This is a genomic window from Amycolatopsis rhabdoformis, from assembly GCF_035918295.1.
In the GTDB taxonomy this organism is placed as follows: domain Bacteria; phylum Actinomycetota; class Actinomycetes; order Mycobacteriales; family Pseudonocardiaceae; genus Amycolatopsis; species Amycolatopsis rhabdoformis.
The window spans coordinates 3,402,262-3,428,881 of the sequence record NZ_CP142149.1 but is presented as its reverse complement, the minus strand read 5'-3'; the positions used below and the strand labels follow the sequence as shown (position 1 = coordinate 3,428,881).

Sequence of the window (26,620 nt, the reverse complement as noted above, 5' to 3'; positions counted from 1 at the left end):
CATTCCGTAGTTATCGGTGGGTTGCCTCAGATCACTCATCGTCATCATCCCGTTATCATCAAGCCATTCATTTGCGTGAAAGAGCCGCAGGATGTGGCTGGAAATCCTTGTAACGAGTCCCGGATAGCCGCCGATACCTTGGCGTGTGTCGCTCCTTTGGTGGCTGAATCGGGTGCGAGTCATGATCACTCTCCGAGATCAAGCTCGTTCACACAGCGTGCCGGCGGAGACCTTCGAACCGTGATCCGGGAGGTCTGATGGAAGAGTCGGTGCGGCCCACGTCCACGGTCAGTGAACCGCCGCCGCGCATCGACCTCCAGGCGATGGCCGGGACCTCCGACATCACGGAGATCCCGGACATCCCCGAGCTTGCCGCGATTCCCGAGCTCCCGCGCATCCCCGCTCCGACACCCGCGCCGGTGGCGACGAAGCCGGCCCCCGTCGAATCGACCACGGCCAAGTCGCATCCCGCTTCGTGGGAAAAGCGCTACCGCACCTGGGTGATCGCGAGCGACATCGTCGCCGCGTTCGTGGTGATCGGCGTGAGCGCGTTCGTGATCGACCGCGTGGCCCCGCAGGACATGCACGCGTTCGGCACCGCGCTGGCAGTGCTGTGCGCGCTGCCGGTGAGCCGCGCCTGGAGCCCGCGCGTGCTCGGCGAAGGCCCCGAGGAGTACCGGACGCTCGGGCGCGGCCTGATCACCGCCGCCGTGCTCGTGGCGCTGGGCGGCCTGCTCTTCCGCGCGCTCGACGTGCAGCCGTGGGTGTTCATCGTGGTGCCCGTGATCGCGCTCTTCGCCTTCCCCCAGCGGTATCTGCTGCGCCAGGTGCTGCACCGCCAGCGCCGCCGCGGCCTGTGCCTGCTGCCGGTGATGGCGGCCGGCAGCCCCGCCACGGTGGCCGACCTCATCGCCCGCACGAAGACCGAGGCGCACGTCGGCTGGCGCGTGGAAGCGGTGTGCACGGTCGACGGCGGCACCGACTCCGGCAGCGGCGAGATCGACGGCGTGCCCGTGGTCGGCCGGCTCGAAGAGCTCTCCCGGCACGTGCGCCGCGGCGGGTACCGCGTCGTCGCGATCACCGCGGACCAGTACTGGACGCCGAAGCGCCTGCAGCGCCTCGCGTGGGACCTCGAAGGCACCGCCGCGGAACTGGTCGTGGCGCCGGTGCTGATGGAGGTCGCCGGACCGCGGCTCAACGTGTCGGGCGTGCTCGGCATGCCGCTGCTGCGGGTCACGGCGCCGCGGTTCACCGGCGGCCGGCGGCTCGTGAAGGAGGTCGTGGACCGCTGCGGCGCCGCGCTGCTGCTCACGGTGTTCTCGCCGCTGCTGCTCACGATCGCGCTGGCCGTGAAGCTGGGTGACCGCGGTGCGGTGTTCTACCGGCAGCGCCGCGTCGGCAAGGACGGCGAGAACTTCACCATGATCAAGTTCCGTACGATGGTGCCGAACGCCGACAAGATCCGCCAGAACCTCGAAGGCGCCAACGAAGGCGCCGGGCCGCTGTTCAAGATGAAGCGCGACCCGCGCGTGACCCGGGTCGGCGGCCTGCTGCGCCGCTACTCGCTCGACGAGCTGCCCCAGCTGTTCAACGTGCTCTCGGGCCGCATGTCGCTCGTCGGCCCGCGGCCGCCGCTGCCCGAGGAGACGCGCCAGTACGCCCCCGACGCCCGCCGCCGGCTGCTCGTGAAGCCGGGCCTCACCGGCCTGTGGCAGGTCAGCGGCCGCAGCGACCTCTCGTGGGCCGACAGCATCCGGCTCGACCTGCGTTATGTCGAGGACTGGTCGCTCGCCCTCGACCTGGTGATCCTGTGGAAGACCTTCCGCGCGGTCGTGGGCGGCGACGGCGCGTACTGAGCCACGAGCACGCTGTCGAAGCGGCCGCCGACCACCCGGTCGGCGGCCGCTTCGCGCGTGCGGCACCGCCGGGCCCGCCGAGCGCGGCCGTTAGCGCCGCCACGCGTGAGGTGTGCGCGGGCCGACGACTAGCATCGACCGCAGTCATTCTCGTCACTTGCCCCAGAAGGAGCCGATCGTGTCGCATCCGCCGTCAGCCGCCGCCGTCCCCGCCGAGCGCGTGGTGGTACCGGCGGGCACTACGGCGGGAGCCGCGGTCCGTGAGGCCGGGCTGCCCACCAAGGGCCCGGACACGATCGTGGTCGTGCGCGACGCCGAGGGCAAGCTGCGCGACCTCGCGTGGGCGCCGGAGGCCGACGCCGAGGTGGAGCCCGTGGCGGCGAACACCGAGGACGGCCGCAGCGTGATCCGCCACTCGGCCGCCCACGTGCTGGCGCAGGCCGTGCAGCAGGAGTTCCCCGACGCGAAGCTCGGTATCGGGCCGCCGGTCAAGGACGGCTTCTACTACGACTTCGCCGTGGACAAGCCCTTCACGCCCGAAGACCTGCAGGCGCTGGAGAAGCGCATGAAGCAGATCGTGAAGGGCGCCCAGCAGTTCTCCCGCCGCGTGTTCGACTCCGTGGACGAGGCGAAGAAGGAGCTGGCGAACGAGCCGTTCAAGCTCGAGCTGGTCGACCTCAAGTCCGAAGTGGACACCTCCGAGGTCATGGAGGTCGGCGGCGGCGAGCTGACGATCTACGACAACCTCGACCCGCGCACCAAGGAACGCGTGTGGAGCGACCTCTGCCGCGGCCCGCACGTGCCCACCACCAAGTTCATCCCCGCGTTCAAGCTCACCCGCGTGGCCGCCGCCTACTGGCGCGGCAGCGAGAAGAACCCGCAGCTTCAGCGGATCTACGGCACGGCGTGGGAGTCGGGCGAGGCACAGGACGCCTACCTCGAGCGCATCGCCGAGGCCGAGCGCCGCGACCACCGCCGCCTCGGCGCCGAGCTCGACCTGTTCTCCTTCCCCGAGGAGATCGGCTCCGGGCTGCCGGTGTTCCACCCCAAGGGCGGCATCATCCGCCGCGAGATGGAGAACTACTCGCGCCACCGCCACGAGGAGGCCGGCTACGAGTTCGTGAACTCGCCGCACATCTCCAAGGGCGAGCTGTTCCACACCTCGGGCCACCTGCCCTACTACGCCGACACGATGTTCCCGCCGGTCAAGTTCGAGGACGAGGACTACTACCTCAAGGCCATGAACTGCCCGATGCACAACCTGATCTACCGCTCGCGCGGCCGGTCCTACCGGGAGCTGCCGCTGCGGCTGTTCGAGTTCGGCACCGTGTACCGCTACGAGAAGTCCGGTGTGGTCCACGGCCTCACCCGCGTGCGCGGCCTCACGATGGACGACTCGCACATCTACTGCACCAAGGAGCAGATGCCGGGCGAGCTCCGGTCGCTGCTGAAGTTCGTGCTCGACCTGCTGGCCGACTACGGCCTGTCCGACTTCTACCTCGAGCTCTCCACCCGCGGTGACTCCGAGAAGTTCATCGGCGAGGACTGGGAGTGGGAAGAGGCCACCGAGACGCTGCGGCAGGCCGCGATCGACTCCGGCCTCGAGCTCGTGCCCGACCCGGGAGGCGCCGCGTTCTACGGCCCGAAGATCTCCGTGCAGGCCAAGGACGCCATCGGCCGCACCTGGCAGATGTCCACGATCCAGCTGGACTTCAACCAGAACAAGCGCTTCAACCTCGAGTACACCGCCTCCGACGGCTCGCGCCAGCGCCCGGTGATGATCCACCGCGCGCTGTTCGGCTCGATCGAGCGGTTCTTCGGCGTGCTGACCGAGCACTACGCGGGCGCGTTCCCGGCGTGGCTCTCGCCGGTGCAGGTCGTGGGCATCCCGATCACCGCCGACCAGGTCGAGTTCCTGCACGGTGTCGAGAAGGCGTTGCGCGCCAAGGGGATCCGGGCCGAGGTCGACGCGAGCGACGACCGCATGCAGAAGAAGATCCGCACGCACACCACGCAGAAGGTGCCGTTCCTGCTCCTCGCGGGTGCGAAGGACGCCGAAGCCGGCGCGGTGTCGTTCCGCTTCCGCGACGGCGGCCAGATCAACGGCGTGTCCGTGGACACCGCCGTCGAGGCCATCGCCGAGTGGGTGGCCGGCCGCGAGAACGCCTCGCCGAGCGCGGAGGCCGTGGAGAAGATCCTGCGGTGAGCGCTCCGGACGGTCCCGAGATCGTCGAGCAGCACGGGGTGGGGGTCCCGGACGCGTTGCAGCGTCTGTGGACCCCGCACCGGATGGCCTACATCAAGGGGCAGGACAAGCCCGACGGCGACGAGGCCGACGGCTGCCCCTTCGACCGGCTGCCGAAGCTCGACGACGAGACGGCGCTGATCCTGGCGCGCGGCGAGACGGTGTACGCGGTGCTGAACCTGTACCCGTACAACCCCGGTCATCTCATGGTGGTGCCCTACCGCCACGTCGCCGACTACACCGACCTCACGGTGGACGAGACGCGCGAGCTGGCCGAGTTCACGCAGCACGCCATGCGCGTGGTGCGGCGGGTGTCGGCCGCGCACGGCTTCAACATCGGCCTGAACCAGGGCGTGATCGCCGGCGCGGGCATCGCGGCGCACCTGCACCAGCACCTCGTGCCGCGCTGGGGCGGCGACGCCAACTTCATGCCGGTGATCGGCCACACGAAGGTGCTGCCGCAGCTGCTCGGCGAGACGAGGAAACTCCTGGCGGACGCGTGGTGAAGCCCACGGAACGCGGGAGTGTACCGACGCGGTAATTGAGCCCTCAATCAGGGGTAGCATGGAGGAATGTCCGAACCTCGCTGGCTTTCCGAAGACGAACAGCTCGTCTGGCGTGACTTCTCCCAGGCCGCGGCGCTGCTGCAAGCGCGCCTCGAAGGCCAGCTGCAACACGACTCGGGCATGCCGCACACCTACTACGAGGTGCTGGTGTCGCTGTCGGAGGCCGAGGGCCGCCGGCTGCGGATGAGCGAGCTCGCCGAGGCGCGCGGATCTTCGCGCAGCCGGCTGTCGCACGCCGTCGCGCGGCTGGAGGGCAAGGGCTGGGTGCGGCGCGAGTCGTGCCCCACCGACAAGCGCGGTGCGTGGGCGGTGCTCACCGACGCGGGTTACGCGGCGCTGGAGGAGGCCGCTCCGGGCCACGTCGAGACCGTCCGGGAGAGCCTGTTCGACCGGCTCACGCCCGCTCAGGTGGCGCAGCTGGGCGAGATCAGCTCGGCGATCCTCGGCGGCCTGCGGCCGCAGTGCGCGGCCGCGCTGGCCGCCGAAGAAGCCCGCGAATTCGTGGCGCCGGTCGTCGAACTGCCGAAATCGCCGCTGTTCGCCCGGCGGGTCGCGGGGCGGGACGTCGGCCCCTCGGGGACACCTCGATAGGCTTTCGGGGCCCACCCGCCCCCGAGCCAGGTGCACCAGACGACGAGATGCTCAACATTTTCGCCCGTGCCTCAGTCTCCCGCGTCACCGATCCCATCGGCCGGACGCTGGTCCGCGCAGGACTGACCCCCAACGCGATGACCGTGATCGGCACCGCGGGTGCCGTGGCGTGCGCGCTGGTCTTCTTCCCGCAGGGCCTCCTGCTGTGGGGAACCTTCACCGTGTGGGGGTTCGCCATGCTGGACCTGCTCGACGGTGCCATGGCCAGAGCCCGCGGTTACGGCACGCCCTTCGGGGCCGTCCTCGACGCGACGTGCGACCGGCTGGTCGACGGCGCGCTGTTCGCCGCGATCGCCTGGTGGTGCTTCGTGGTGGACCACAACAACCGCGCGGCCGCGGCCGCCCTGATCTGCCTGGTGCTGGCCCAGGTCATCTCCTACGTGAAGGCCCGCGCCGACGCGTCGGGCCTCGAAGCCGACGGCGGGCTCGTGGAGCGCGCCGAGCGGCTGATCATCGCGCTCGTGGGTACCGGCCTGCACGGCCTCGGGGTGCCCTACACCGTGGAGATCACCCTCTGGCTGCTCGCCGTGCTGTCGGTGATCACGCTGCTGCAGCGCGGCGCCGCCGTGGCGAAGGCCGCGCGGGCCGTGGCCGAGAAGGCCGCCGCCGCCCGCGTCGCGGCAGAGCCGGCCCAGAGCGAGCAGGCCTTGAGCGAGCAGACCCAGAACGAGCAGACCCACAGCGAGCAGCCCGTGACGGCACCGGCCGAGCAGGCCGCGACCGGCGACGTGCAGGCGGGCGGGACGCAGCCGTGAGCGCGCTGTCCCAGCGGCTCGGCGAGTTCGGCTACGCGGCGGGCTGGCAGCTCGCCCGCCGGATGCCCGAGCCGATGGGGACGGCGGTGTTCACCCTGGGTGCCGACGTGGCGACCCGCCGCGGCGGCGACGGCGTGCGGCAGCTGCGCGCGAACCTCGCGCGGGTGGTGCCGCAGGCCGACGAGACCGAGCTCGACGAGCTGGTGCGCCGGGCCATGCGCTCCTACGCGCGCTACTGGTACGAGTCCTTCCGGCTGCCGTCGATGGACCGCGCCGAGGTGATCGCCAAGGTCGACGCCTCGATCACCGGCGTCGAGAACATCGACGCGGCGTTGGCCGAGGGCAACGGCGCGGTGATCTCCCTGCCGCACAGCGGCAACTGGGACGCGATCGGCGTGTGGCTGGCCGACCGGCTCGGCGGCTTCACCACGGTCGTCGAACGCCTGAAGCCCGAGTCGCTGTTCCGCCGGTTCGTGGAGTTCCGCGAGTCGCTCGGGTTCGAGATCGTGCCGCTCACCGGCGACAGCGCCGCGATGCGCGTGCTGCTGAAACGCCTGCGAGAGAACAAGGTGGTGTGCCTCGTCGGCGACCGCGACCTGACCACGAGCGGGGTCCCGGTTCGGTTCTTCGGCGAGCGCACGCGGATGCCCGCGGGCCCGGCGCGGCTCGCGGCCACCACCGGCGCCGCGCTGCTGCCGGTCGGCTCGTGGTTCAGCGAGGACGGCTGGCAGGTGCGGGTGCACCCGCGCATCCGCGTCACCGCGCGCGCCGAGGTGCCCGCGGCCACGCAGGCGCTGGCCGACGCGTTCGCCGGTGACATCGCGGCCCACCCGGCCGACTGGCACATGCTGCAGAAGATCTGGCTCGCCGACCTCGAGGCCGGCGAACGCGCCAGCCTCGAAGAAGTGGGCTGACGCGGTGGCGGGCGGGCTGAAGATCGGGATCGTGTGCCCTTACTCGTTCGACGTGCCGGGCGGGGTGCAGGGGCACGTGATCGACCTCGCGCGGGCACTCATCGAGCGCGGACACCACGTGTCCGTGCTGGCGCCGGCCGACGAGGACGCCGCGCTGCCGGAGTTCGTGCACCCGGCGGGCAAGGCGCTCGGCATCCCCTACAACGGTTCGGTGGCGCGGCTGCAGTTCGGCCCGGTCTCCTACGCCCGCGTGCGGCGCTGGATCCGGGACAACGGCTTCGACGTGCTGCACCTGCACGAACCGGCCGCGCCGAGCCTTTCGCTGCTCGCGCTGAAGGTGGCCGACGGCCCGATCGTGGCCACCTTCCACACCGCCACCACGCGCTCCCGCACGCTGGCGGCGTTCCAGCCGGTGCTGCGGCCGCTGCTGGAGAAGATCACCGCGCGCATCGCCGTGTCGGCGCTGGCCCGCCGGGTGCAGGTGGAGCACGCCGGCGGCGACGCGGTCGAGATCCCCAACGGCGTCGACGCCGAGTTCTTCGCCCGCGCCACGCCGCTCGACGGGTATCCACGCGCGGGCGGCACGATCGGCTTCGTCGGCCGGTTCACCGAACCGCGCAAGGGCATGGACGTGCTGCTCGAGGCGGCGCGGCGGCTGCTGCCGGAGTTCGAGGATCTGCGGCTGCTCGTGGTGGGCCGCGGTGACCCGGAGCAGTTGCGGCGCATGGCCGGGCCGGACCTGTGGCCGCACGTGGAGCTGCTCGGCCAGGTCGACGACGCCACGAAGGCCCGCGCGCTGCGCAGCGTCGACGTGTACTGCGCGCCGAACACCGGCGGCGAGAGCTTCGGCATGATCCTCACCGAGGCCATGGCCGCGGGCACGCCGGTGCTGGCCAGCGACCTCGACTCGTTCCGCCGCGTGCTCGACGACGGCCGGGCCGGCCGGCTCGCCGCCACCGGCGATCCCGGCGCGCTCGCCGACGGCCTGCGCGAGCTGCTCGGCGACCCGGCGCGGCGCGCTTCGCTGGCCGCGGCGGCGGGGGAGCGCGTCACGGCCTACGACTGGTCGGTCGTGGTCACCCAGGTGCTGCGCGTGTACGAGACGGCGATCGCCGCCGACCCGCGGCTGGTCGTCGCGGGGGAGCGGGAGCTCGCCCGGTGAGCTGGCTCGCCTGGCTGATTCCCGTGCTGGCCGCGATCGTGGTGCTGGGCGGGCTGTTCCTCGTCGCCACCGCCAACCGCCTCGACCGCCTCCACGTGCGCATGGACGCCGGCTGGGCCGCGCTCGACGCGGCGCTGGCGCGGCGCGCGGTGGTGGCCCGGGCCGTGGCCGCGCTGCTCGACGGCACCGGCCCCGGCCTGCACGCCGTGGCCGAACGCGCCGAACGCGCGGTGCGCGGGGAACGCGAGGCCGACGAGAACGAGCTGACGCTGTTGCTCGGCCGCATCGACCGCACCGCGCTGCCGGCCGCGCTGGCCGAAGAGCTCACCGACGCCGAGCACCGCGTGGTCATCGCGCGGCGCGTGCACAACGACGCCGTGCGCGACACCCTCGCGCTGCGGCGGCGCCGAAAGGTGCGGTACTTCAAGCTCGCCGGCACGGCACCGCTGCCGGAGTACTTCGAGTTCGCCGAACCGGACGTGTAATCGGTGGCACACTGAGCACATGACCGTGGAACCGGATGCCTGCGCCGTCGCCCACGGCGCCGCGGACGTGGGAGCCGACGAGAAGACCCTGGTGGCGGTGTTCGCGTCACCCGTGGCGAGCTACTTGCTCAGCTACGCGGCCGACCTGGGCTACCACACCGTGCTGTACGAACCGGACGCCGCGCGCGCCACCGACGTACGGACCGCGTGCGACATCCGCACCACGATCCCGCCGCTGGACCACACGGCCGACGTGGTGGTGACCGACCACCACCGGACCGAGCTCGGCCCCGTGCTCAAGGACGCCCTCACCGCCGGCGACGCGCGGTGGGTCGGCGTGCTCGGCAACCCGCGCCACGAGGGCCCGCACGTGTCCGCGCTGACCGCGCTCGGCCTGCCGTCGAACGAGATCGCGCGGGTGCACCGGCCGGTGGGGCTGAACATCGGCTCGCGCCGGCCGGCGGAGATCGCCATCGCGGTGCTGGCGGGGCTCCTGGCCGATCGCAACGGGAAACCCGGCGGCTTCGAGTTCGCCTGAACCCGGGTGCCCGCGCCGCGATCGGCCTGACCCGGACCCCGGGCCGTGCCCGGCTCAGGCCCGCGTCGTCGCTCCTTCCGGCAGGGGTTCGAACCGCGCGTGGCCGCGGGTGAAGGTCGCCGTGCCCGAGGTCAGCGACCGCAGGTCCACGGCGTAGCGCAGCAGCTCGGCCGCCGGCACCTCCGCGTGGATGACCGTGCGGCCGCCCTCGCCGGACTCGGTGCCGAGCACCCGTCCGCGGCGTGACGACAGGTCGCCCAGCACCGTGCCGAGGTGCTCGTCGGGCAGCGTCACGTCCACCGAGTCCAGCGGCTCCAGCAGCGTGATCCGGCTGGCCGCCGCGGCTTCCCGCAGCGCGAGCGCGCCGGCGGTCTGGAACGCGGCGTCGGACGAGTCCACGCTGTGGGCCTTGCCGTCCACCAGCGTCACCCGCACGTCCACGACGGGGTGCCCGTCCATGAGCCCGCGCTGCAGCTGCGCCCGCACACCCTTCTCCACGCTCGGGATGAACTGGTGCGGCACCGAGCCGCCGACGACCTTGTCCACGAACTCGAACCCGCCGCCGCGCGGCAGCGGCTCGACCTCGATGTCGCACACGGCGAACTGGCCGTGGCCGCCGGACTGCTTCACGTGGCGGCCGTGCCCGCGCGCGGGTTTGCCGAACGTGGCGCGCAGGCTGATGCGCACGGGTTCGGTGTCCACGTCGGCGCCGCCGGCGCGCAGCCGCGAGAGGACCACGTCGGCGTGCGCCTCGCCCATGCACCAGAGCACGAGCTGGCCGGTCTCGGCGTTGCGGTCCAGCCGCAGCGTCGGGTCGCCGGCCACGAGCCGGGACAGGTTGCGCGACAGCGTGTCCTCGTCGCTGCGGGTCTTCGCGATGATCGCGACCGGCAGCAGCGGTTCGGGCATCCGCCACGGTTTCATCACCAGCGGGTCCTCCGGTGAGGAGACGGTGTCACCCGTCTCGGCCGAGCCGACCTTGGTCAGCGCGCACAGGTCGCCCGCCACGCAGTACGGCACTTCCCGCAGCGCCGAGCCGAGCGGTGAGTACAGGTGCGCCACGCGTTCGTCGGCGTCGTGGTCGGAGTGCCCGCGCTCGGCCAGGCCGTGGCCGGACACGTGCACCGCGTTCTCCGGCCGCAGCGTCCCGGAGAACACCCGGACCAGCGACACCCGGCCGACGTAGGAGTCGACGGCCGTGCGCACGACCTCGGCGGCCAGCGGTCCGTTCGGATCGGCCGTGAGGGCGCTGTGCGGGCCGCCTTCGGGCGTCGTGACGCCGGGCGGGGTGTGCTCGAGTGGCGACGGGAACGCGCGGACGATGCCGTCGAGCACCTCCGCGAGCCCGATGCCGCTGGTGGCGCACACGGGGATCACGGGGTGGAACGACCCGCGCGCGACGGCGGTCTCGAGATCGGCGATGAGCGAGTCCTCGGCGATCTCCTCGCCGCCGAGGTAGCGCTCCATCAGGGTCTCGTCCTCGCTTTCGGCGATGATGCCCTCGATCAGCTCGTTGCGGGCCTCGGCCAGCCCGGCGAGGTCGGCCGGCTCGGGTTCGCCGACCCGGGGCGGGTAGCCGGCCGAGTAGTCGAAGTAGCGCTGGGTGATGAGGCCGACCAGTCCGTCGCGAGCGGGCAGGTACAGCGGCAGCACGCCGGCGCCGAACGCGGCCTGGCAGGCGGCGATCTCGGCGAGCGCGTCGGCCCGGTGGTGGTCGAGGCGCGAGACGACCACGGCGCGGGGCATCCCGACCGAGGCGCACTCCTCCCACACGGCCACAGTGGCGGCGTCGACGCCCTCGGCCGCGCAGACCACGAACAGCGCGGCGTCGGCCGCGCGCAGGCCCGCGCGCAGCTCACCCACGAAATCGGCGTAACCCGGGGTGTCGATGAGGTTGATCTTGTGGCCCTGGTGCAGCACCGGCGCCACCGAGAGCCCCACGGACCGCTGCTGGCGCACGGCGGCCGGATCGTGGTCGCACACCGTGGTGCCCTCGACCACCGACCCGGCGCGCGGCACCGTGCCCGAGGCCGCGAGCAGCGCCTCGGTGAGGGTGGTCTTCCCGGATCCCGAGGGCCCCACCAGCACGACGTTGCGCACCTTGGCGGGGTCGGCCACAGCGACGGCGGCCCCGGTGTCGGTACTCCTGCTCTGTTTGTCGGCCATGGCGACTCCTCGGCGAACGGCTGGTGTACGCGATGTGTCCTCGATCACACACCCGCTACCCTGGGCAGGGCAAGGCAGGGCCGGGGGGACCACGCGTTTGCTCCCTGGCGGGAACCGGCCTCGGCCGGGTGAGGGGGAGCGGGATGACGATCACCAGGCGCACTTTCCTGCGGCTTTCGGGGGCGGCGGTACCGGTGGCGGCGAGCCTCGGTGCCGCCGTGGGGCCGGATCGGTGGGCCGAGCTGCGGCGGCGGCTTTCGGGTCCGCTGCTGGTGCCGGGCGACGCGGGGTACGAGGCCGCGCGGCACGGCTATTTCACGATGTACGACCACCACCCGGCGGCGATCGCCGGCTGCGTGAGCGAAGCCGACGTGCAGGCCTGTGTGGACTTCGCCGCGCACCACGGTGTTCCGGTGGCCGCGCGCTCGGGCGGGCACAGCTACGTCGGGTACTCCACTGTGGACGGCGGCCTCGTCGTCGACGTCGGACGGCTCGACCGGATCCGCGTGCTGGGCCACGGTCACGCGGTGGTGGGCGCCGGCGCGCGGCTGGGCCCGGTGTACCAGGCGCTTGGGTCGGCGGGGCGGGCGCTGGGTGCGGGCACGTGCCCGACCGTCGGCATCGCCGGGCTCACGCTGGGCGGGGGCGTCGGTGTGCTCGGCCGGCTGCTGGGGCTCACCTGCGACCAGCTCGAATCGGCCCGGGTCGTGACGGCCGACGGCGTGGCGCGCACGGTGTCGGCGCACGAGCACGCCGACCTGTTCTGGGCGTTGCGCGGCGGCGGGGGCGGCAACTTCGGCATCGTCACGTCGTTCACCTTCCGCACGGCGCCGGCACCGGACCTCACCTCGTTCAGCCTGCAGTTCCCGCCGGCGGCGGCCGCGGCGCTGTTCGCCGAGTGGCAGGACTGGCAGCCGCGCCAGCCCGACGAGCTCTGGTCCGACCTCGGGCTCGGTGCCACGGCGGCCAACTTCGGCGGCTGCTTCGCCGGCCCGCGCGGCCGGCTGAAACCGATTCTCGACGCGTTCGTCCGACGGGTGGGGGCCGCGCCGACGATGCGGGAGGAACCGGAGACCGACTTCCTCGGCGCGATGCGGTACTTCGCCGGCTGCGCGGACCTCGGAGGTTCGGCGTGCGGCCCGGGCTGGGGCGGCGGCACGGGGTCGATCGGCACCGCCGCTTACGTCGCGACTTCGCGGATGCAGCTGCGCCCGGCGAAGGATCCGGCCGCGGTGCTCGAGCTGCTGAGCGAGGACCCGGTTTCTTACACGATCGTGGACGGTGGCGGTGGCGCGATCGCGCGCGGTGACTCCGCCTTCCCGCACCGGCGGGCGCTCGCGAGCTTCCAGTTCATCTACGGGCTCGACCACGCCCCGGAGACCGCGGCTCGCCGCGCGATCGGGCGAATGCGCGACGGGCTCGGGCCCGAATTCGGCACTACGGGTTACGTCAACTACCTCGATCCGGAAATGCCCGACTGGGGTCGTGCCTATTACGGATCGAGCCTGCCGGGGCTGCGCGCGGTGGCCCGCCGGTACGACCCGGACCGCGTGTTCGCGTTCCCCCAAGGGGTAACCCCGGCCTGACTGTCCACAACGGATTGTTCTACACTTTTCCGATTCCCGTTTTCCCGAGGAGGAGGAACGTGCTGGAGCTGGCGTGGTCGGCCGACGAACTCGCGCGAACGAGGCTCGCGTTTTCTCCGTTGTGGGAAATCGTGGCGAGCGTCCGGGTTCTCGCGCGGCCGGGGGAGCACGCCCTGCACCTGCCGTGGGTGCGCAAGGCGTCGGGCGCGCTGGCCGACGCGGGGGTCGACGTCACGCCGCTCGCCGATCTCGTGGCCGGGAGGTCGGTGCCGCGGTTCCTCACCCCGGCGCCGGCCTCGCCGGTCCCGCAGCTGGTCGACGAGCTCGCCGACCTGCGGGACGTGGCGCCGCGCGCGGTGCGCCGCGAGCTCGAGGCGATGGACCCGCCGCGGTCGGCCGCGGTGAGCCGCCTGCACCGCGACCCGGAAGCGGGGCTCGACCGGCTCGCCGCGCTGATGGAGAGGTACTGGGCGGTGGCGCTGGCCCCCGCGTGGCCGCGGATGCGGGCGCTGCTGGAAGGCGACGTGCTGCACCGCTCGCGGCTGCTCGCCGCCGGGGCCACGGAGGACCTGTTCCGCGATCTCGCGCCGGCCGTCCACTGGACCGACGGCTCGCTGATCGTGGCCCAGCGGCACGTGCCCGCCCTCGGTGCGCCGCACAGCCACGGGCTCGTGCTGGCGCCTTCGGTGTTCGTCTGGCCCCGGGTGATCTCCCGGACCCACGCGGGGCGCCAGCCCGTGCTGCGATACCCGGCGCGCGGCATCGCGGGCCTGTGGGAAACCGGCGGCACCTCGTCGTCGGGCGCGCTGCGCGGGGTGCTCGGGCGCAGCCGCAGCACGCTCGTCACGGCACTGACCACCCCCGCGGACGTCGTCGAGCTGGCGCGCCGCACGGGGCTGAAGCAGGGCGTGATCGCTAAGCACCTGCAGCTCCTGCGCACCGCCGGCCTGGTGGCCACGGCCCCCGACGGCGTTCATTCGCGCACGCTCGCCGCCGACGCGCTGGTGACCGCGGCCGAGGACTGAGCCTCAGGGCACGCCGGCCAGCCGCAGCAGCGCCGCCGTGGCCGCGGCGGCCACCACCACGGCCACGAACGGGGCCTTGCGCCAGGCCAGCACGCCGCCGACCAGCACCCCGGCCGGGCGAGCGAAGCCGGCGAATGCGTGGCCTTCCGTGAGCGCGCTCGTGGCCACCAGCGCGGCCAGCAGCACCACGGCCGCGAGCGCCATCAGCCGCTGGGCGCGCGGGGAGAGGTGCACGCGCGTGCGCAGCACCGGGCCGGCGAAGCGGAAGGCGAACGTGCCCGCCGCGAGCACGAAGGTGGCGATCAGCAGTTCCCCGCCGTCCATCAGTGGGCTCCTTCCGGCGTTTTCTTCGTCTTCGGTTCCTTCGCCGCCACTCCGACGAGCACGCCGGCCAGCGCGAGCAGCACCGGCAGGCCCGCGGGCAGGAACGGGGTGGCCACGAGGGCGACCACCACGCCGACCGCCACGGGCAGCCGCGTGGCCCGATCGCGCAGCGCCGGCAGCACGAGGGCCAGCAGCACGGCCGGGAACGCGGCGTCGAGGCCGAACACGGCGGTGTCGCTGATCGCGTTGCCGGCGAAGGCGCCGAGCACCACGCCGGCGTTCCAGCACACGAACAGGCCGGCACCGCACGCCCAGTAGGCGGCGCGGCGGCGCCCGGGATCGCGCTGGGCCAGGGCGAAGGCCACCGACTCGTCGATCATCAGGTGGCTGCCCGCGATCCGGGCGGCCCACTTCGAGCCGAAGACGTCGCCGATCGCGAAGCCGAACGGCAGGTGCCGCGTGTTCACCAGCAGTCCCGCGACCACGGCGGCGAACGGGTTGCCGCCGCCGGCGATGATGCCCACCAGCATGAACTGCGACGCGCCGGCGAAGACCACCAGCGACAGCAGCATCGGGGCCCACAGCGGAAAGCCCGAGCTCACCGCGATGGCGCCGTACGACACGCCCACGAGCCCGTCGGCCAGGCAGACGAGCGCGATGTCCCGGGTCAGGTCCCGGTCGAGTGTTCGCCAAATCGAACGCATAGTGTCCTATGCTGAACACAGGACCGGCCGTTCGTCAAGGCGAACGAGAAGACTGATGGAGCGAACACGCATGTCGCAGGAGACCGCCGGCGCACCGCTGGAGATCATCGCCGCGTCGCTGCGCCGCGAGCGCACCCGCGCGGGCCTCTCGCTCACCGACCTCGCCCGCCGCGCGGGCCTGGCGAAATCCACGTTGTCACAGCTGGAGTCGGGCGCGGGCAACCCGAGCGTCGAGACGCTGTGGGCCCTCGGTGTGGCCCTCGACGTGCCGTTCTCCCGGCTCGTGGAACCCGAGCGGCCCCAGGTCCGCGTGATCCGCGCGGGCAAGGGTCCGACGGTGTTCGCCGAGCACGCCGACTACGCGTGCACGCTGCTGTCCGCGTGCCCGCCCTCGGCCCGCCGGGACCTGTACGTGATCCGCGCGGAGCCGGGCACCCCGCGCCGCTCGGACCCGCACATGAACGGCGTGGTCGAACACATCGTGATCTGCGCCGGACGCGCCCGCGTCGGCGTGACGGACGACCCGGTCGAACTCCTCCCCGGCGACTACATCTCCTACCCCGGGGACGTGCCGCACCTGTTCGAGGCATTGGAACCGGGCACGTTCGGGGTGGAGATCTCGGAGTACTCCTGAGGAGTCGCCGGGCTTTGCCGACCGATGGCGTGCCGCTGGCGTCGAACCCGAACACGGCAGAGGCCCCGTGCACCGAAGTCCGCGGGGCCTCTCGAACCACTGACTGAAATCAGCCGGGACTCACCAGCCGCGCTCGGCGAGGCGGTGCGGTTCCGGCAGCTCTTCGACGTTGATGCCCACCATGGCCTCACCAAGACCGCGCGAGAACTTGGCGACCATGTCGGGGTCGTCGTAGAAGGTGGTGGCCTTGACGATGGCCTGGGCGCGCTGGGCGGGGTTGCCGGACTTGAAGATGCCCGAGCCCACGAACACGCCTTCGGCGCCGAGTTGCATCATCATGGCCGCGTCGGCCGGGGTGGCGATGCCGCCGGCGGTGAAGAGGACCACCGGCAGCTTGCCGTTGGCCGCGACCTCCTTGACCAGCTCGTACGGCGCCTGCAGCTCCTTGGCCGCCACAAACAGCTCGTCCTCGGGCAGCGAGGTCAGCTTGCGGATCTCGGCGCGGATCTGGCGCATGTGGGTGGTGGCGTTGGAGACGTCGCCGGTGCCGGCCTCGCCCTTGGAGCGGATCATGGCCGCGCCCTCGGTGATGCGGCGCAGGGCCTCGCCGAGGTTGGTCGCGCCGCAGACGAAGGGGACGGTGAAGGCCCACTTGTCGATGTGGTTGGCGTAGTCGGCCGGGGTGAGGACCTCGGACTCGTCGATGTAGTCGACGCCGAGCGACTGCAGCACCTGCGCCTCGACGAAGTGGCCGATGCGGGCCTTCGCCATGACCGGGATCGAGACGGCCTCGATGATGCCGTCGATCAGGTCCGGGTCGCTCATGCGGGCCACGCCGCCCTGCGCGCGGATGTCGGCGGGCACGCGCTCGAGCGCCATCACCGCGACCGCGCCGGCGTCCTCGGCGATCTTCGCCTGCTCGGCGGTGACCACGTCCATGATCACCCCGCCCTTGAGCATCTCCGCCATGCCGCGCTTGACCTTGGCGGTGCCGGTGACGGACTGGGTTTCGGGAGTGGACTGCTGCTCGGACACCTCGGGGGCCTTTCTCGGGGACGAACTCCTGCGTCTTCGAGCGTAGGGGCGCGGTGGACCGGTGAACCAGGCCAGTGGCCGGGTATCTCGGGAGTCCACTTTCGCCGTGGCCACGACCTGGGCATCCGCGGCGCCAGGCGTGGTGTCGTCCCGCTCACGTCCGGGTGGAAGAGCGCTGACCTGCACCGGTGCCGGCGGGGTATCCTGGACGGACAGGTGGGGGCCGCTGCGGTGCTGTCCGGTGCGCGGGTGCTCGCGGGTGTCACGTCCGTCGGCAAGATCCCTCCCGGGGTGGCCACTCGATGGCGTTTCGGGAAGGCCACTTCCCGGTCCCGGTGTCCGGTGGCCGAGCTCGTCGCTCGGGTGGGTGACAGCCGGGCGAGCGCCCGCTGACCTGGCCGGAAGGCTCGCGGCGGGGCCCCCTAAGCTGAACGGAACGTCTTTCGGGAGGTCGGGTTGGCGACAGCTTCGGGAGCACGGCCGACGGTCGGCGTGCTCGCCCTGCAGGGCGCCGTGCGCGAGCACGTCGCGATGCTGGAGCGCGCGGGTGCCCACGCGGTGCCCGTGCGGCGTGAGGCGGAGCTGTCCGAAGTGGACGGCCTGGTGCTGCCCGGCGGCGAGTCCACCACCATGTCGCGGCTGCTGGAGAGCTTCGAGCTGCTCGAACCGGTGCGCGAGCGGATCGCCGGCGGCCTGCCGGCGTTCGGCTCGTGCGCGGGGATGATCCTGCTCGCCCGCCAGGTGCTCGACGGGCGCCCGGACCAGCAGCAGCTCGGTGGCCTCGACGTGGTCGTGCGGCGCAACGCGTTCGGCCGGCAGGTGGACTCGTTCGAAGTGGACCTCGACTTCGCCGGGGTCGGTGACGGGCCCGTGCACGCGGTCTTCATCCGGGCCCCCTGGGTCGAGAAAGCGGGGGACGGGGTCGAGGTGCTGGCCACCGTTCCGGCCGGGCTGGTGCCGCACGACCCGGCCGACGGCGCGGCCGACGCTAGGATCGTCGCCGTCCGGCAGGGGTCGGTGCTGGCCACGGCGTTCCACCCCGAGATCACGGGGGACGAGCGCGTGCACCGGTTGTTCGTCGAGCTCGTGCGAGAAGCCTGAGCAGGGATTGCGGCGTGCGCGCGACGCGAGTCGGGGGCACGCGGAACAAATGGAGGAAAGATGAGCGGCCACTCCAAGTGGGCCACGACGAAGCACAAGAAGGCCAACCTCGACGCGAAGCGTGGCAAGCTCTTCGCCCGGCTGATCAAGAACATCGAGGTGGCCGCCCGGACCGGCACCGGTGGTGGGGACCCCGACGGCAACCCCACGCTCTACGACGCCATCCAGAAGGCGAAGAAGAACTCGGTCCCGCAGGACAACATCGAGCGCGCGCGCAAGCGCGGCGGCGGTGAAGAGGCCGGCGGTGCCGACTGGCAGAACATCACGTACGAGGGCTACGGGCCCAACGGCGTCGCGGTGCTCATCGAGTGCCTCACGGACAACAAGAACCGTGCCGCGATGGAGGTCCGCACCGCGCTCACGCGCAACAACGGCTCCCTGGCCGACCCGGGTTCCGTCGCCTACATGTTCAACCGCAAGGGCGTCGTGATCATGCCGAAGGCCGACGCGACCGAGGACGACGTGCTCATGGCCGTGCTCGACGCGGGCGCCGAAGAGGTCAACGACCTCGACGAGAGCTACGAGATCGTGTCCGAGGGCGGCGACCTGGTGCCGGTGCGCAAGGCGCTGCAGGAAGCCGGGTTCGAGTACGAGTCGGCGGAGCTCACGTTCCTGCCCACCGTCTCGGTGCCGCTCGACGTGGACGGCGCGAAGAAGGTCTTCAAGCTGATCGACGCGCTCGAAGACTGCGACGACGTGCAGAACGTCTATGCGAACTTCGATGTGTCGGACGAGGTCATGGCTCTGGTCGACTGACCTCGATACACCGGCGGGTTTCCCGCCGCAGCAAGGAATTTCGGCGGTCCACGCAGAGTAGAGCGGGCCGGCGAACGGCCCCGGTCGGGTGCGGAGGAATCCCGCGTCCGGCCGGGGCCGTTTCCGTACCGGTGAGCGGAGCGTAGTCGGATTCCTTGCTGTGCCGCGGAAAAGCGCGGTACTCCGGAAAATTGCCCCGCGCCGGTACTGGGCTCAGCCACGCGCTTCCGGCACAATGGCCGCCGTGACGACCTCAGCCCTCACCTCCGAAGAACAGCGCCTGATCGACTGGATCGAGTCCCAGGCGAAGGAACGGGGCAACGCGGTCATCGCGGTCCCGCAGGACGACCAGGGCGCCAACTTCTGCTTCACCGCCTGCGCGTGGGCGCTGCACAACGTGCCGGAGGCCGTGGTCGTCGGCCTGCCCGGCGACATGGGCCCGATCCTGCTCGACGCGTACGTCGACCGCGCGGCCAACGGCGAGATCTTCGAGGTCGGCAAGCGCTACGACGACTTCTTCCAGGGCGGCGCCATCGTGTTCGAACGCGTGGCCAAGGGGCACTACCCCGAGTACTTCGGCTCGGCGTTCCTCGTCTACCCCGACGGCGACTTCCCGGCGCTGCAGCTGGTCGTCTCCACGGCCGAGGGCCAGTTCCCCTGGCACGACACCGCTCCCGAGGGCTTCGCCGACTGGCAGCCGGTGCTCACCGAGAGCGGCGCGCCGGAAAGCTGGACCCCCGGCGTCGACGGCCCCTGAGCCGACGGGCCTCGAACCGAAAGCCGGGGCCCGGTCACCGCGGCAGCGCCCTGAGGTCCGCCGCCGCGGCCGGGAACCGCGCGGCGAGCGTCTCGACGTCGGCGAACTCCACGCAGTCGTCGGTGTAGGGCGGCACCACCACCGTGCCGAGCAGGCACCATTCGCCCAGCGGCACGGTCGCCTGCCAGGTCCCGGCCGGCACCACTACCTGCGGCCGCTCGCCCGCGGCGACGTCGGGACCCAGCACCGGCCGGGTCACGGTGCCGGAGGAAGAGCCTTCGGAAGATCCTTCGGGGTGCAGGAGCAGCATCCGCGCGGCCGAACCGGCGTGGTGCACGAACACCTCGGTGCGGTCCAACCGGTGCGGCGCCGAGAACTGCGGCGCCACCAGCAGGTAGTAGATCGCCGACCCCTCGGCCGAACGCCAGCTCTGCGCGAAGAGGCCGCCTTCCACCGGCAGCGGTGAAAGACCCAGGTGGTGGATGAATTCCGGCGGCTGCGGCATGGCGACCATCCTGCCGGAGCCCCGCCCAGTAGCCTGCATCTCGAACGGATGTTCGTGCGGGTGAAGGAGAAGGTGTGCGGGTGCTCGGGGTGGACCCCGGTCTGACCAGGTGCGGTCTCGGTGTGGTCGACGGCGGCAAGGGCCGGACCGTGCGCGCGGTGGCCGTCGGTGTGGTCCGCACCCCGCCCGACGCCGACCTCGCGCTCCGGCTGCTCGGCATCGCCGACGAGGTCGAGGTCTGGCTGGACAAGTATCGGCCCGAGGCGATCGCCGTCGAGCGCGTGTTCGCGCAGCACAACGTGCGCACGGCCATGGGCACCGCGCAGGCGGGCGGCGTCGTCGCGCTGGCCGCGGCCCGGCGGGGGCTGCCGGTCGTGTTCCACACCCCGAGCGAGGTCAAGGCCGCGGTCACCGGGTCGGGCCGCGCGGACAAGGCGCAGGTCACCGGTATGGTGATGCGCCTGCTCAACCTCGAGGTGAAGCCGCACCCCGCCGACGCGGCCGACGCGCTGGCGCTGGCCATCTGCCACCTCTGGCGCGAGCCGATGCGGGTCCGGCTCGCCGAGGCCGAGGCCCGCGCGGCCGAGCTGGCCCGCGCGCACAAGGCCAAGCTGGCGGCCGCCGCGAAGCAGGCCGGCGCCGCCACCCGCACCCCGGCGCGCCGCGCGCCGCTGCGGACCCCGACCAAGCTGGACGACACAGGAGCACCACGATGATCTCCTCCGTACGCGGTGAAGTGCTGTCCGTCGGCCTGGACCACGTGGTGGTCGAGGTCGGCGGCATGGGCTACGCCGTGCAGGCCACCCCGGCCACGCTGGCCACGCTGCGCCGCGGCGAGCAGGTGCGGCTGCACACCGCGCTGGTCGTGCGCGAGGATTCGCTCACGCTGTTCGGGTTCGCCGACGAAGACGCGCGCGAGCTGTTCGGCCTGCTGCAGACCGTGTCCGGCATCGGGCCGCGCCTCGCGCTGGCCACGCTCGCGGTGCTCGAGCCCGACAAGCTGCGCGCCGCGCTCGTGGAAGGCAACATCACCGTGCTCACGCAGGTGCCCGGCATCGGCCGCAAGGGCGCCGAACGGCTCAGTCTCGAACTGCGCGACAAGGTCACCGCGCTCGGCTCCACCGGTGAGGTGCCGGCTGTGTCCGCGCCTGGCGCGCTGCGCGCCGAGGTCGTGGAAGCGTTGGCGGGCCTGGGTTTCCCGGCCAAGCAGGCCGAGCTGGCCGTGGACCGCGTGCTGGCCGAAGGCGACGGGCACACCACCGCGTCGGTCCTGCGCTCGGCGCTGGCCGCTCTCGGGCGCAAGCGGTAGCGGATGGACCACGAGGTGACCGAGTTCGACACCGGCGACGACACCGACGACACGCTCTCGGCGTTGTCGCAGAACGGCGAGCGCGAGGTCGAGACGACCCTGCGCCCGCGCAAGCTCGACGAGTTCGTGGGCCAGCCGCGCGTGCGCGAGCAGCTGGAGCTGGTGCTGGAGAGCGCGCGGCGCCGCGGCGTGCCGCCGGACCACGTGCTGCTGTCCGGCCCGCCGGGCCTGGGCAAGACGAGCATGGCGATGATCGTGGCCGCCGAGCTCGGCGCGGCCATCCGCATCACGTCCGGCCCGGCGCTCGAACGCGCGGGTGACCTGGCCGCGATGCTCTCGAACCTGTCGCCGGGCGACGTGCTGTTCATCGACGAGATCCACCGCATCGCCCGGCCCGCCGAGGAGATGCTGTACCTCGCGATGGAGGACTTCCGCGTCGACGTGGTGGTCGGCAAGGGTCCCGGCGCCACCAGCATCCCGCTGGAGATCGCGCCGTTCACGCTGGTCGGGGCCACCACGCGCTCCGGTTCGCTCACCGGGCCGCTGCGCGACCGCTTCGGCTTCACCGGCCAGATGGAGTTCTACTCCGACGCCGAGCTGGAGCTGGTCGTGCGCCGCGCCGCGACGATCCTCGACATCCCCATCGACCGCGACGGCTGCGCGGAGATCGCCCGCCGGTCGCGAGGCACGCCCCGCATCGCCAACCGCCTGCTGCGCCGCGTGCGCGACTACGCGGAGGTGCGCGGAGACGGCAACGTGACCCGCGACGTCGCCCGCGCGGCGCTGAAGGTCTACGACGTCGACGAACTGGGCCTCGACCGCCTCGACCGGGCCGTGCTCGGCGCGCTGACCCGCTCGTTCGGCGGGGGACCGGTGGGCATCTCGACGCTCGCGGTCGCCGTCGGTGAAGAGGCGACCACGGTGGAAGAGGTGTGCGAGCCCTACCTGGTCCGCGCGGGTATGCTCGCCCGGACTCCGCGGGGCCGGGTCGCGACCGCGGCCGCGTGGGAGCACCTCGGCCTGGTGCCGCCGCCCGAGGCGGGGCGGTCGGACCAGGGCGGTCCCTCGTTGTTCGACCAGGGCTGAACCAGGGCTGACGGGGGACGTCGGGCACCGGCCGGCGGGCGCGTTACCGATGGTGGGTGCTGGCGATTTCGCGAGCACCTGGCACACTCGAAGACAGCACATCCGTCAAAACCGGACGTAAGCACCGACGACGCGACGTCCGTCGAATGGAGAGTCATGAACAACTTACTGCTGCCGTTGCTGCTGCTGGTCGTGGTGGCCGTGCCGCTCGTCCTCGGTACCCGCAAGCAGAAGAAGCAGCAGGCAGCCCAGCAGGACCTGCAGAAGAGCATCGCTCCCGGTGACCGCGTGATGACCACCTCGGGCCTCTACGGCACCGTCGCCGACGCTTCCGGCGACGACACGATCGACATCGAGATCGCGCCGGGTGTCGTTACCACGTGGCTGCGCATCGCGGTCCGCGAGAAGGTCAACCCGGTCGTCGAGACCGACGAGACCGACGACGACGTCGACTCGGCCGAGGTCGAGGAGACGACCGGTGGCGTCGCTTCCACCACCACCGAGGCACCCGCCCAGGAGTCCATCGCGGACGACGGCGAGAAGTCCGGTGCGCAGATCGCGCCCCCGCTGGAGCACGGGAAGAAGTGACCTGCTTCTTCCCCGGGCAGTGACACGCGCGTAGCCGACGAAAGTCGGTACGGGCGAACGCAGGGCTCACGCAGCACCGAGTACTGTCTCGGTGCTGCGTGCGTGTCCGCCGCCATAGTCATGCCCAGCAGCGCGTCGGGAGCACCGTCCCGGCACGCTCACCGAACCAGTTGGGGTCCACCCAGTCCGAGGAGACCGAAGCACCGTGGCACCATCGGCCGGGCATCTCCGCCCGGGACGCTATCTCGCCTTCTTCGCCCTGATCGTGGTCGCGTTGTACGCCCTGGTGTTCTTCACCGGCAGCGGCAAGCCCACGCCGAAGCTCGGCATCGACCTGCAGGGCGGCACCCGGGTCACGCTCACCGCGCGCACGCCCGACGGCGGCCAGCCCACGCGCGACTCGCTGAACCAGGCGCGCCAGATCATCGAGACCCGGGTCAACGGCATCGGTGTCGCCGGCACCGAGGTCGTGCTCGACGGCAACAACGTCGTGATCACGGTCCCGGGCGCGCAGGGCGACCAGGCGAAGTCCCTCGGACAGACCGCGAAGCTCGGCTTCCGCAAGGTGATCACCTCGCAGCCGAACGCGCCGGTCGCGCCGCCCGCTCCGGGCACCCCCGCGACCCCGCCGGCTTCGGGCAGCCCGTCCGCGCCGCCGTCCTCCGGCGCCCCCTCGGCCCCGCCGTCCGCCACGGGCGCTCCCTCGAGCACCCCCAACGGCGGTGGCGGTGCGGCCGGCGCCCCGGCCCAGCAGCCGCCGAGCACCACGCCGTCGGCTCCCGCCTCGGGCGCCCCGACCGGCGACCAGGCCAAGACGCCGATCCAGCAGGCGCAGGACATCCGGCAGAACCCGGACCTGGCCTCCACCGACCAGGCGAAGGCGCAGGCCGCGCAGCAGGCCGCGCTCGCTTCGCTCACCTGCGCGCCGAACGTGGCCGACCCGCTCGAGGGCAACGACATCTCGAGCAAGCCGCTGGTCGCGTGCGGCGACAAGGACGCCACGAAGTACGTGCTGGGCCCGGAGTTCCTGCCCGGCACCGAGATCTCCACGGCCGCCGCGAACTACGACCAGCAGCGCGGCCAGTGGACCGTCGACCTCACGTTCAAGGCCGCGGGCAGCAAGACCTGGGGTGACTTCACCTCGGCCAACGTCGGCACCCAGGCCGCGTTCGTGCTCGACACCAACGTCGTGTCGGCGCCGACCATCCAGGGCGCCATCCTCGGCGGCAACACGCAGATCACCGGCCAGTTCACGCAGAGCGACGCGAAAGACCTCGCGAACGTGCTGAAGTACGGCTCGCTGCCGCTGTCGTTCGACTCGTCCGACGCCACCACGGTGTCGGCGACGCTCGGCTCGGCCTCGCTGCAGGCGGGCCTGCTCGCCGGCGCGATCGGCCTGATCGTGGTCTTCATCTACTGCCTGATCTACTACCGCCTGCTCGGCATCCTCACGATCCTGTCGCTGGCCCTGTCGGGCCTGCTGGTCTACGCGACGCTGGTGCTGCTCGGCCGGTGGATCGGGTACACGCTCGACCTCGCCGGCATCGCGGGCCTGATCATCGCCATCGGCATCACGGCGGACTCGTTCGTCATCTACTTCGAACGGCTCAAGGACGAGATCCGGGAAGGGCGCACGTTCCGCTCGGCGGTGCCGCGCGGCTGGGCTCGCGCCCGGCGCACGATCCTGGCGTCCGACGGCGTGAGCTTCCTGGCCGCGGCGATCCTGTACGTGATCGCGGTCGGCGACGTGCAGGGCTTCGCGTTCACCCTCGGCATGTCGACGGTGCTGGACCTCGTGGTCGTCTACATGGTCACCCACCCGCTGGTGGCGATGGTGTCCACGTCGAAGTCCGCGTTCCTGTCCAACCCCCGGAACCTCGGCCTCGGTGCCGTGCAGCAGCTGGCCTCGGAACGCCGGGCCAACCGCACCGCCGTCGGCCGCACGAACGTGAAGGAGGCCTGACGTGGGCGTCGAAGACCTGGGCACGGACGCCGAGTCGGGCGCCCGCAAGGCCACCCCGTCCGGCAAGAAGGAAAGCGTCTTCCACCGGCTCTACGTCGGCACGGGCGCGTTCGACATCGTCGGCAAGCGCAAGCGCTGGTACATCTTCTTCGCGGCGCTGGTGCTCGTCTGCATCCTCTCGATGTTCATCCGCGGCTTCAACATCGGCATCGAGTTCGAGGGCGGCACGCAGATCCAGCTGCCCGCCCACGGCGCGCGCGGTGACATCACCACGTCGCAGGCGGCCGAGTCGTTCACCAAGGCGCTCGGCGAGCAGCCGTCGGAGACCCAGCGCGTGGGCACCGGCAACGCGGCGACCATCCAGATCCGCTCGGAGGCGCTGCCGGCCGACCAGGTCGCGAAGGTGAAGCAGCAGCTGTTCACCGACTGGGCGCCGATCGGCTCGAACAACCAGCCGAGCGTGCAGGCCATCAGCGACAGCGCCGTGAGCGCGTCCTGGGGCGGGGAGATCTCGCGGCAGGCGCTGATCGCGCTCGCGGTCTTCCTCGTGGCCGTGGTGATCTTCCTGGCGATCTACTTCGACACCCGGATGGCCGCGGCCGCGCTGATCTCGCTGATCCACGACATCGTGGTCACGGCGGGCGTCTACTCGCTCGTCGGCTTCGAGGTCACGCCGGCGACGGTGATCGGCCTGCTGACCATCCTCGGGTTCTCGCTCTACGACACGGTGGTGGTCTTCGACAAGGTCCGCGAGAACACGCGCGGGCTGCTCGGCCTCACCCGCCGCACGTACCCCGAGGCGGCCAACCTGGCGCTGAACCAGACGTTGATGCGGTCGTTCAACACGGCGTTCATCGCCCTGCTGCCGATTCTCGGCCTGCTGATCGTCGGGTACATCCTGCTCGGCTCGGGCACGCTGCAGGACCTGGCGCTGGTGCAGCTCACCGGCACCCTGGTCGGCGTGCTGTCGTCGGTCGCGCTGGCCACGCCGCTGCTGGTCGACTTCAAGATGCGGGAGCCGAAGTACCAGCAGCAGGCCCAGCGGGTCGCGGCGCGCCGGGCCAAGGCCGCCGCGCGTGACGCCGAGGGCGAGGACTTCGACACGACGGACGACGACGCGCTGGCCGCCGAGCTCCGCAAGGAGAAGGCGATGGCGGCGGCCGCCGGAGTGCCGGCCCGCACGCCGAAGTCGCGCCCGCAGAGCAAGCCGCGCCGCACCGGCGGCGGGGTGTCGTCGGCGAAGCGGAAGCGCTGAGCCCGTGGACCTGGACAAGGCCCTCGGCCTGATCGCCGAGGTGCCGGACTTTCCCGAGCCCGGCGTGCTGTTCCGCGACCTGAGCCCGCTCTTCGCGGACGGGCCCGGGTTCGCCGCGGTCGTCGACGCACTGGCCGCCACGATCGGCCCCGAGGCCGAGCTGCTGGCCGGCGTCGAGGCCCGCGGGTTCCTCCTCGCCGCGGCCGTCGGGTACGCCCGCGGCCTCGGCGTGGTGCTCGTGCGCAAGCCCGGCAAGCTGCCTTCGGTGGCGGGCCGGGTCGACTACGCGCTCGAATACGGCACGGCGAGCGTCGAGCTGCCGGCCGGTGTGGTGCACCCGGGTGCGCGTGTCGCCGTGATCGACGACGTGCTCGCCACCGGCGGCACGGTCGCCGCCACGGTGAAATTGCTCGAAGACGCCGGTGCGGACGTCGGCGGCGTGTCGGTGGTGCTCGAGCTCGGGGCACTCGGCGGCCGAGCGGTGCTCGCGGGCCGCCAGGTGTCGGCCCTGCAGGTCGTCTGACCCTTCTTCACCAGCGGGAACGGCCGGGAAGCCCGGCCGTTCCCGCTGCGTTGAAGGTGGTGTGGCTCCGC

General features: G+C 72.1%; 26 protein-coding genes and 1 pseudogene. 22 read left to right on the top strand and 5 right to left on the bottom strand.

What is annotated here, in order from left to right:
• Positions 1–257 precede the first annotated feature (257 nt).
• From VSH64_RS15545 to VSH64_RS15505, 9 genes and pseudogenes are all read left to right on the top strand, one after another.
• Positions 258–1,856, top strand: a complete 1,599-nt coding sequence (locus VSH64_RS15545) for a sugar transferase (RefSeq protein WP_326836305.1) — start codon at positions 258–260, stop codon at positions 1,854–1,856.
• Positions 1,857–2,034: 178 nt separating this feature from the next.
• Positions 2,035–4,062, top strand: coding sequence for a threonine--tRNA ligase (thrS, locus tag VSH64_RS15540; RefSeq protein WP_326836304.1), 2,028 nt, complete (start codon positions 2,035–2,037; stop codon positions 4,060–4,062).
• Entirely contained in the window at positions 4,059–4,607 is a 549-nt protein-coding gene (locus VSH64_RS15535) for an HIT family protein (RefSeq protein WP_326836303.1), read from the top strand. The genes thrS and VSH64_RS15535 overlap by 4 nt, the downstream gene beginning before the upstream one ends.
• A 66-nt stretch (positions 4,608–4,673) precedes the next feature.
• Complete coding sequence (locus tag VSH64_RS15530; protein ID WP_326836302.1) at positions 4,674–5,258, top strand: MarR family winged helix-turn-helix transcriptional regulator; 585 nt, start codon at positions 4,674–4,676, stop codon at positions 5,256–5,258.
• 47 nt (positions 5,259–5,305) lie between these two features.
• A pseudogene (pgsA, locus tag VSH64_RS15525) lies at positions 5,306–5,914 on the top strand (phosphatidylinositol phosphate synthase); the annotation flags it as partial.
• Between the two features lie 155 nt (positions 5,915–6,069).
• Positions 6,070–6,987, top strand: coding sequence for a phosphatidylinositol mannoside acyltransferase (locus VSH64_RS15520; protein WP_326836301.1), 918 nt, complete (start codon positions 6,070–6,072; stop codon positions 6,985–6,987).
• Positions 6,988–7,003: 16 nt separating this feature from the next.
• On the top strand, positions 7,004–8,149 hold the full coding sequence (locus VSH64_RS15515) for a glycosyltransferase family 4 protein (RefSeq protein WP_326837959.1): 1,146 nt from the start codon (positions 7,004–7,006) through the stop codon (positions 8,147–8,149).
• Positions 8,146–8,634, top strand: coding sequence for a LemA family protein (locus VSH64_RS15510; RefSeq protein ID WP_326836300.1), 489 nt, complete (start codon positions 8,146–8,148; stop codon positions 8,632–8,634). Before VSH64_RS15515 ends, VSH64_RS15510 begins: the two co-directional genes overlap by 4 nt.
• Positions 8,635–8,653: 19 nt before the next feature.
• The gene (locus tag VSH64_RS15505) at positions 8,654–9,172 is read left to right on the top strand and encodes an XdhC family protein (RefSeq protein ID WP_326836299.1); all 519 of its coding nucleotides are present in this window, start codon (positions 8,654–8,656) and stop codon (positions 9,170–9,172) included.
• A 54-nt stretch (positions 9,173–9,226) separates the two neighbouring features.
• Here VSH64_RS15505 and VSH64_RS15500 read toward each other — a convergent pair whose 3' ends face one another.
• Positions 9,227–11,338, bottom strand: coding sequence for an elongation factor G-like protein EF-G2 (locus VSH64_RS15500; RefSeq protein ID WP_326836298.1), 2,112 nt, complete (start codon positions 11,336–11,338; stop codon positions 9,227–9,229).
• A 143-nt stretch (positions 11,339–11,481) separates the two neighbouring features.
• Between VSH64_RS15500 and VSH64_RS15495 the strand changes: the two genes are divergently transcribed.
• Positions 11,482–12,924: an FAD-dependent oxidoreductase gene (locus VSH64_RS15495; RefSeq protein WP_326836297.1), complete on the top strand. Its 1,443-nt coding sequence runs from the start codon at positions 11,482–11,484 to the stop codon at positions 12,922–12,924.
• Positions 12,925–12,983: 59 nt separating this feature from the next.
• A complete protein-coding gene (locus tag VSH64_RS15490; RefSeq protein ID WP_326836296.1) occupies positions 12,984–13,949 on the top strand; it encodes a DUF5937 family protein in 966 nt (321 codons plus the stop codon).
• A gap of 3 nt (positions 13,950–13,952) precedes the next feature.
• On the opposite strand, the gene VSH64_RS15485 is transcribed toward VSH64_RS15490, so the two are convergent.
• A complete protein-coding gene (locus VSH64_RS15485) occupies positions 13,953–14,273 on the bottom strand; it encodes an AzlD domain-containing protein (protein WP_326836295.1) in 321 nt (106 codons plus the stop codon).
• Complete coding sequence (locus VSH64_RS15480; RefSeq protein WP_326836294.1) at positions 14,273–14,977, bottom strand: AzlC family ABC transporter permease; 705 nt, start codon at positions 14,975–14,977, stop codon at positions 14,273–14,275. Before VSH64_RS15480 ends, VSH64_RS15485 begins: the two co-directional genes overlap by 1 nt.
• Positions 14,978–15,047: 70 nt before the next feature.
• Between VSH64_RS15480 and VSH64_RS15475 the strand changes: the two genes are divergently transcribed.
• Entirely contained in the window at positions 15,048–15,611 is a 564-nt protein-coding gene (locus tag VSH64_RS15475; protein WP_326836293.1) for a helix-turn-helix domain-containing protein, read from the top strand.
• Positions 15,612–15,731: 120 nt separating this feature from the next.
• Here VSH64_RS15475 and pdxS read toward each other — a convergent pair whose 3' ends face one another.
• Positions 15,732–16,646, bottom strand: a complete 915-nt coding sequence (gene pdxS / locus VSH64_RS15470) for a pyridoxal 5'-phosphate synthase lyase subunit PdxS (protein WP_326836292.1) — start codon at positions 16,644–16,646, stop codon at positions 15,732–15,734.
• A 456-nt stretch (positions 16,647–17,102) separates the two neighbouring features.
• Here pdxS and pdxT point away from each other — a divergent pair, with 456 nt between their 5' ends.
• From pdxT to VSH64_RS15455, 3 genes are all read left to right on the top strand, one after another.
• On the top strand, positions 17,103–17,747 hold the full coding sequence (gene pdxT / locus VSH64_RS15465; protein ID WP_326836291.1) for a pyridoxal 5'-phosphate synthase glutaminase subunit PdxT: 645 nt from the start codon (positions 17,103–17,105) through the stop codon (positions 17,745–17,747).
• Positions 17,748–17,807: 60 nt separating this feature from the next.
• The gene (locus tag VSH64_RS15460) at positions 17,808–18,563 is read left to right on the top strand and encodes a YebC/PmpR family DNA-binding transcriptional regulator (RefSeq protein ID WP_326836290.1); all 756 of its coding nucleotides are present in this window, start codon (positions 17,808–17,810) and stop codon (positions 18,561–18,563) included.
• A 235-nt stretch (positions 18,564–18,798) separates the two neighbouring features.
• Positions 18,799–19,320: a DUF4262 domain-containing protein gene (locus tag VSH64_RS15455; RefSeq protein WP_326836289.1), complete on the top strand. Its 522-nt coding sequence runs from the start codon at positions 18,799–18,801 to the stop codon at positions 19,318–19,320.
• 34 nt (positions 19,321–19,354) lie between these two features.
• On the opposite strand, the gene VSH64_RS15450 is transcribed toward VSH64_RS15455, so the two are convergent.
• Complete coding sequence (locus tag VSH64_RS15450) at positions 19,355–19,825, bottom strand: cupin domain-containing protein (RefSeq protein ID WP_326836288.1); 471 nt, start codon at positions 19,823–19,825, stop codon at positions 19,355–19,357.
• A 74-nt stretch (positions 19,826–19,899) separates the two neighbouring features.
• Here VSH64_RS15450 and ruvC point away from each other — a divergent pair, with 74 nt between their 5' ends.
• The 7 genes from ruvC (at position 19,900) to VSH64_RS15415 (ending at position 26,549) form a co-directional block, all read left to right on the top strand.
• Positions 19,900–20,541, top strand: coding sequence for a crossover junction endodeoxyribonuclease RuvC (ruvC, locus tag VSH64_RS15445; RefSeq protein WP_326836287.1), 642 nt, complete (start codon positions 19,900–19,902; stop codon positions 20,539–20,541).
• Complete coding sequence (gene ruvA / locus VSH64_RS15440) at positions 20,538–21,134, top strand: Holliday junction branch migration protein RuvA (RefSeq protein ID WP_326836286.1); 597 nt, start codon at positions 20,538–20,540, stop codon at positions 21,132–21,134. Before ruvC ends, ruvA begins: the two co-directional genes overlap by 4 nt.
• Positions 21,135–21,137: 3 nt before the next feature.
• Entirely contained in the window at positions 21,138–22,220 is a 1,083-nt protein-coding gene (gene ruvB, locus VSH64_RS15435; RefSeq protein ID WP_326836285.1) for a Holliday junction branch migration DNA helicase RuvB, read from the top strand.
• Positions 22,221–22,376: 156 nt separating this feature from the next.
• Entirely contained in the window at positions 22,377–22,808 is a 432-nt protein-coding gene (gene yajC, locus VSH64_RS15430; RefSeq protein ID WP_326836284.1) for a preprotein translocase subunit YajC, read from the top strand.
• 205 nt (positions 22,809–23,013) lie between these two features.
• Positions 23,014–24,771: a protein translocase subunit SecD gene (gene secD, locus VSH64_RS15425; RefSeq protein WP_326836283.1), complete on the top strand. Its 1,758-nt coding sequence runs from the start codon at positions 23,014–23,016 to the stop codon at positions 24,769–24,771.
• A 1-nt stretch (position 24,772) separates the two neighbouring features.
• Positions 24,773–26,026 (top strand): protein translocase subunit SecF, encoded by a 1,254-nt coding sequence (secF, locus tag VSH64_RS15420; RefSeq protein WP_326836282.1) that lies wholly within the window; start codon positions 24,773–24,775, stop codon positions 26,024–26,026.
• Positions 26,027–26,030: 4 nt separating this feature from the next.
• Complete coding sequence (locus VSH64_RS15415; RefSeq protein ID WP_326836281.1) at positions 26,031–26,549, top strand: adenine phosphoribosyltransferase; 519 nt, start codon at positions 26,031–26,033, stop codon at positions 26,547–26,549.
• Positions 26,550–26,620 lie beyond the last annotated feature (71 nt).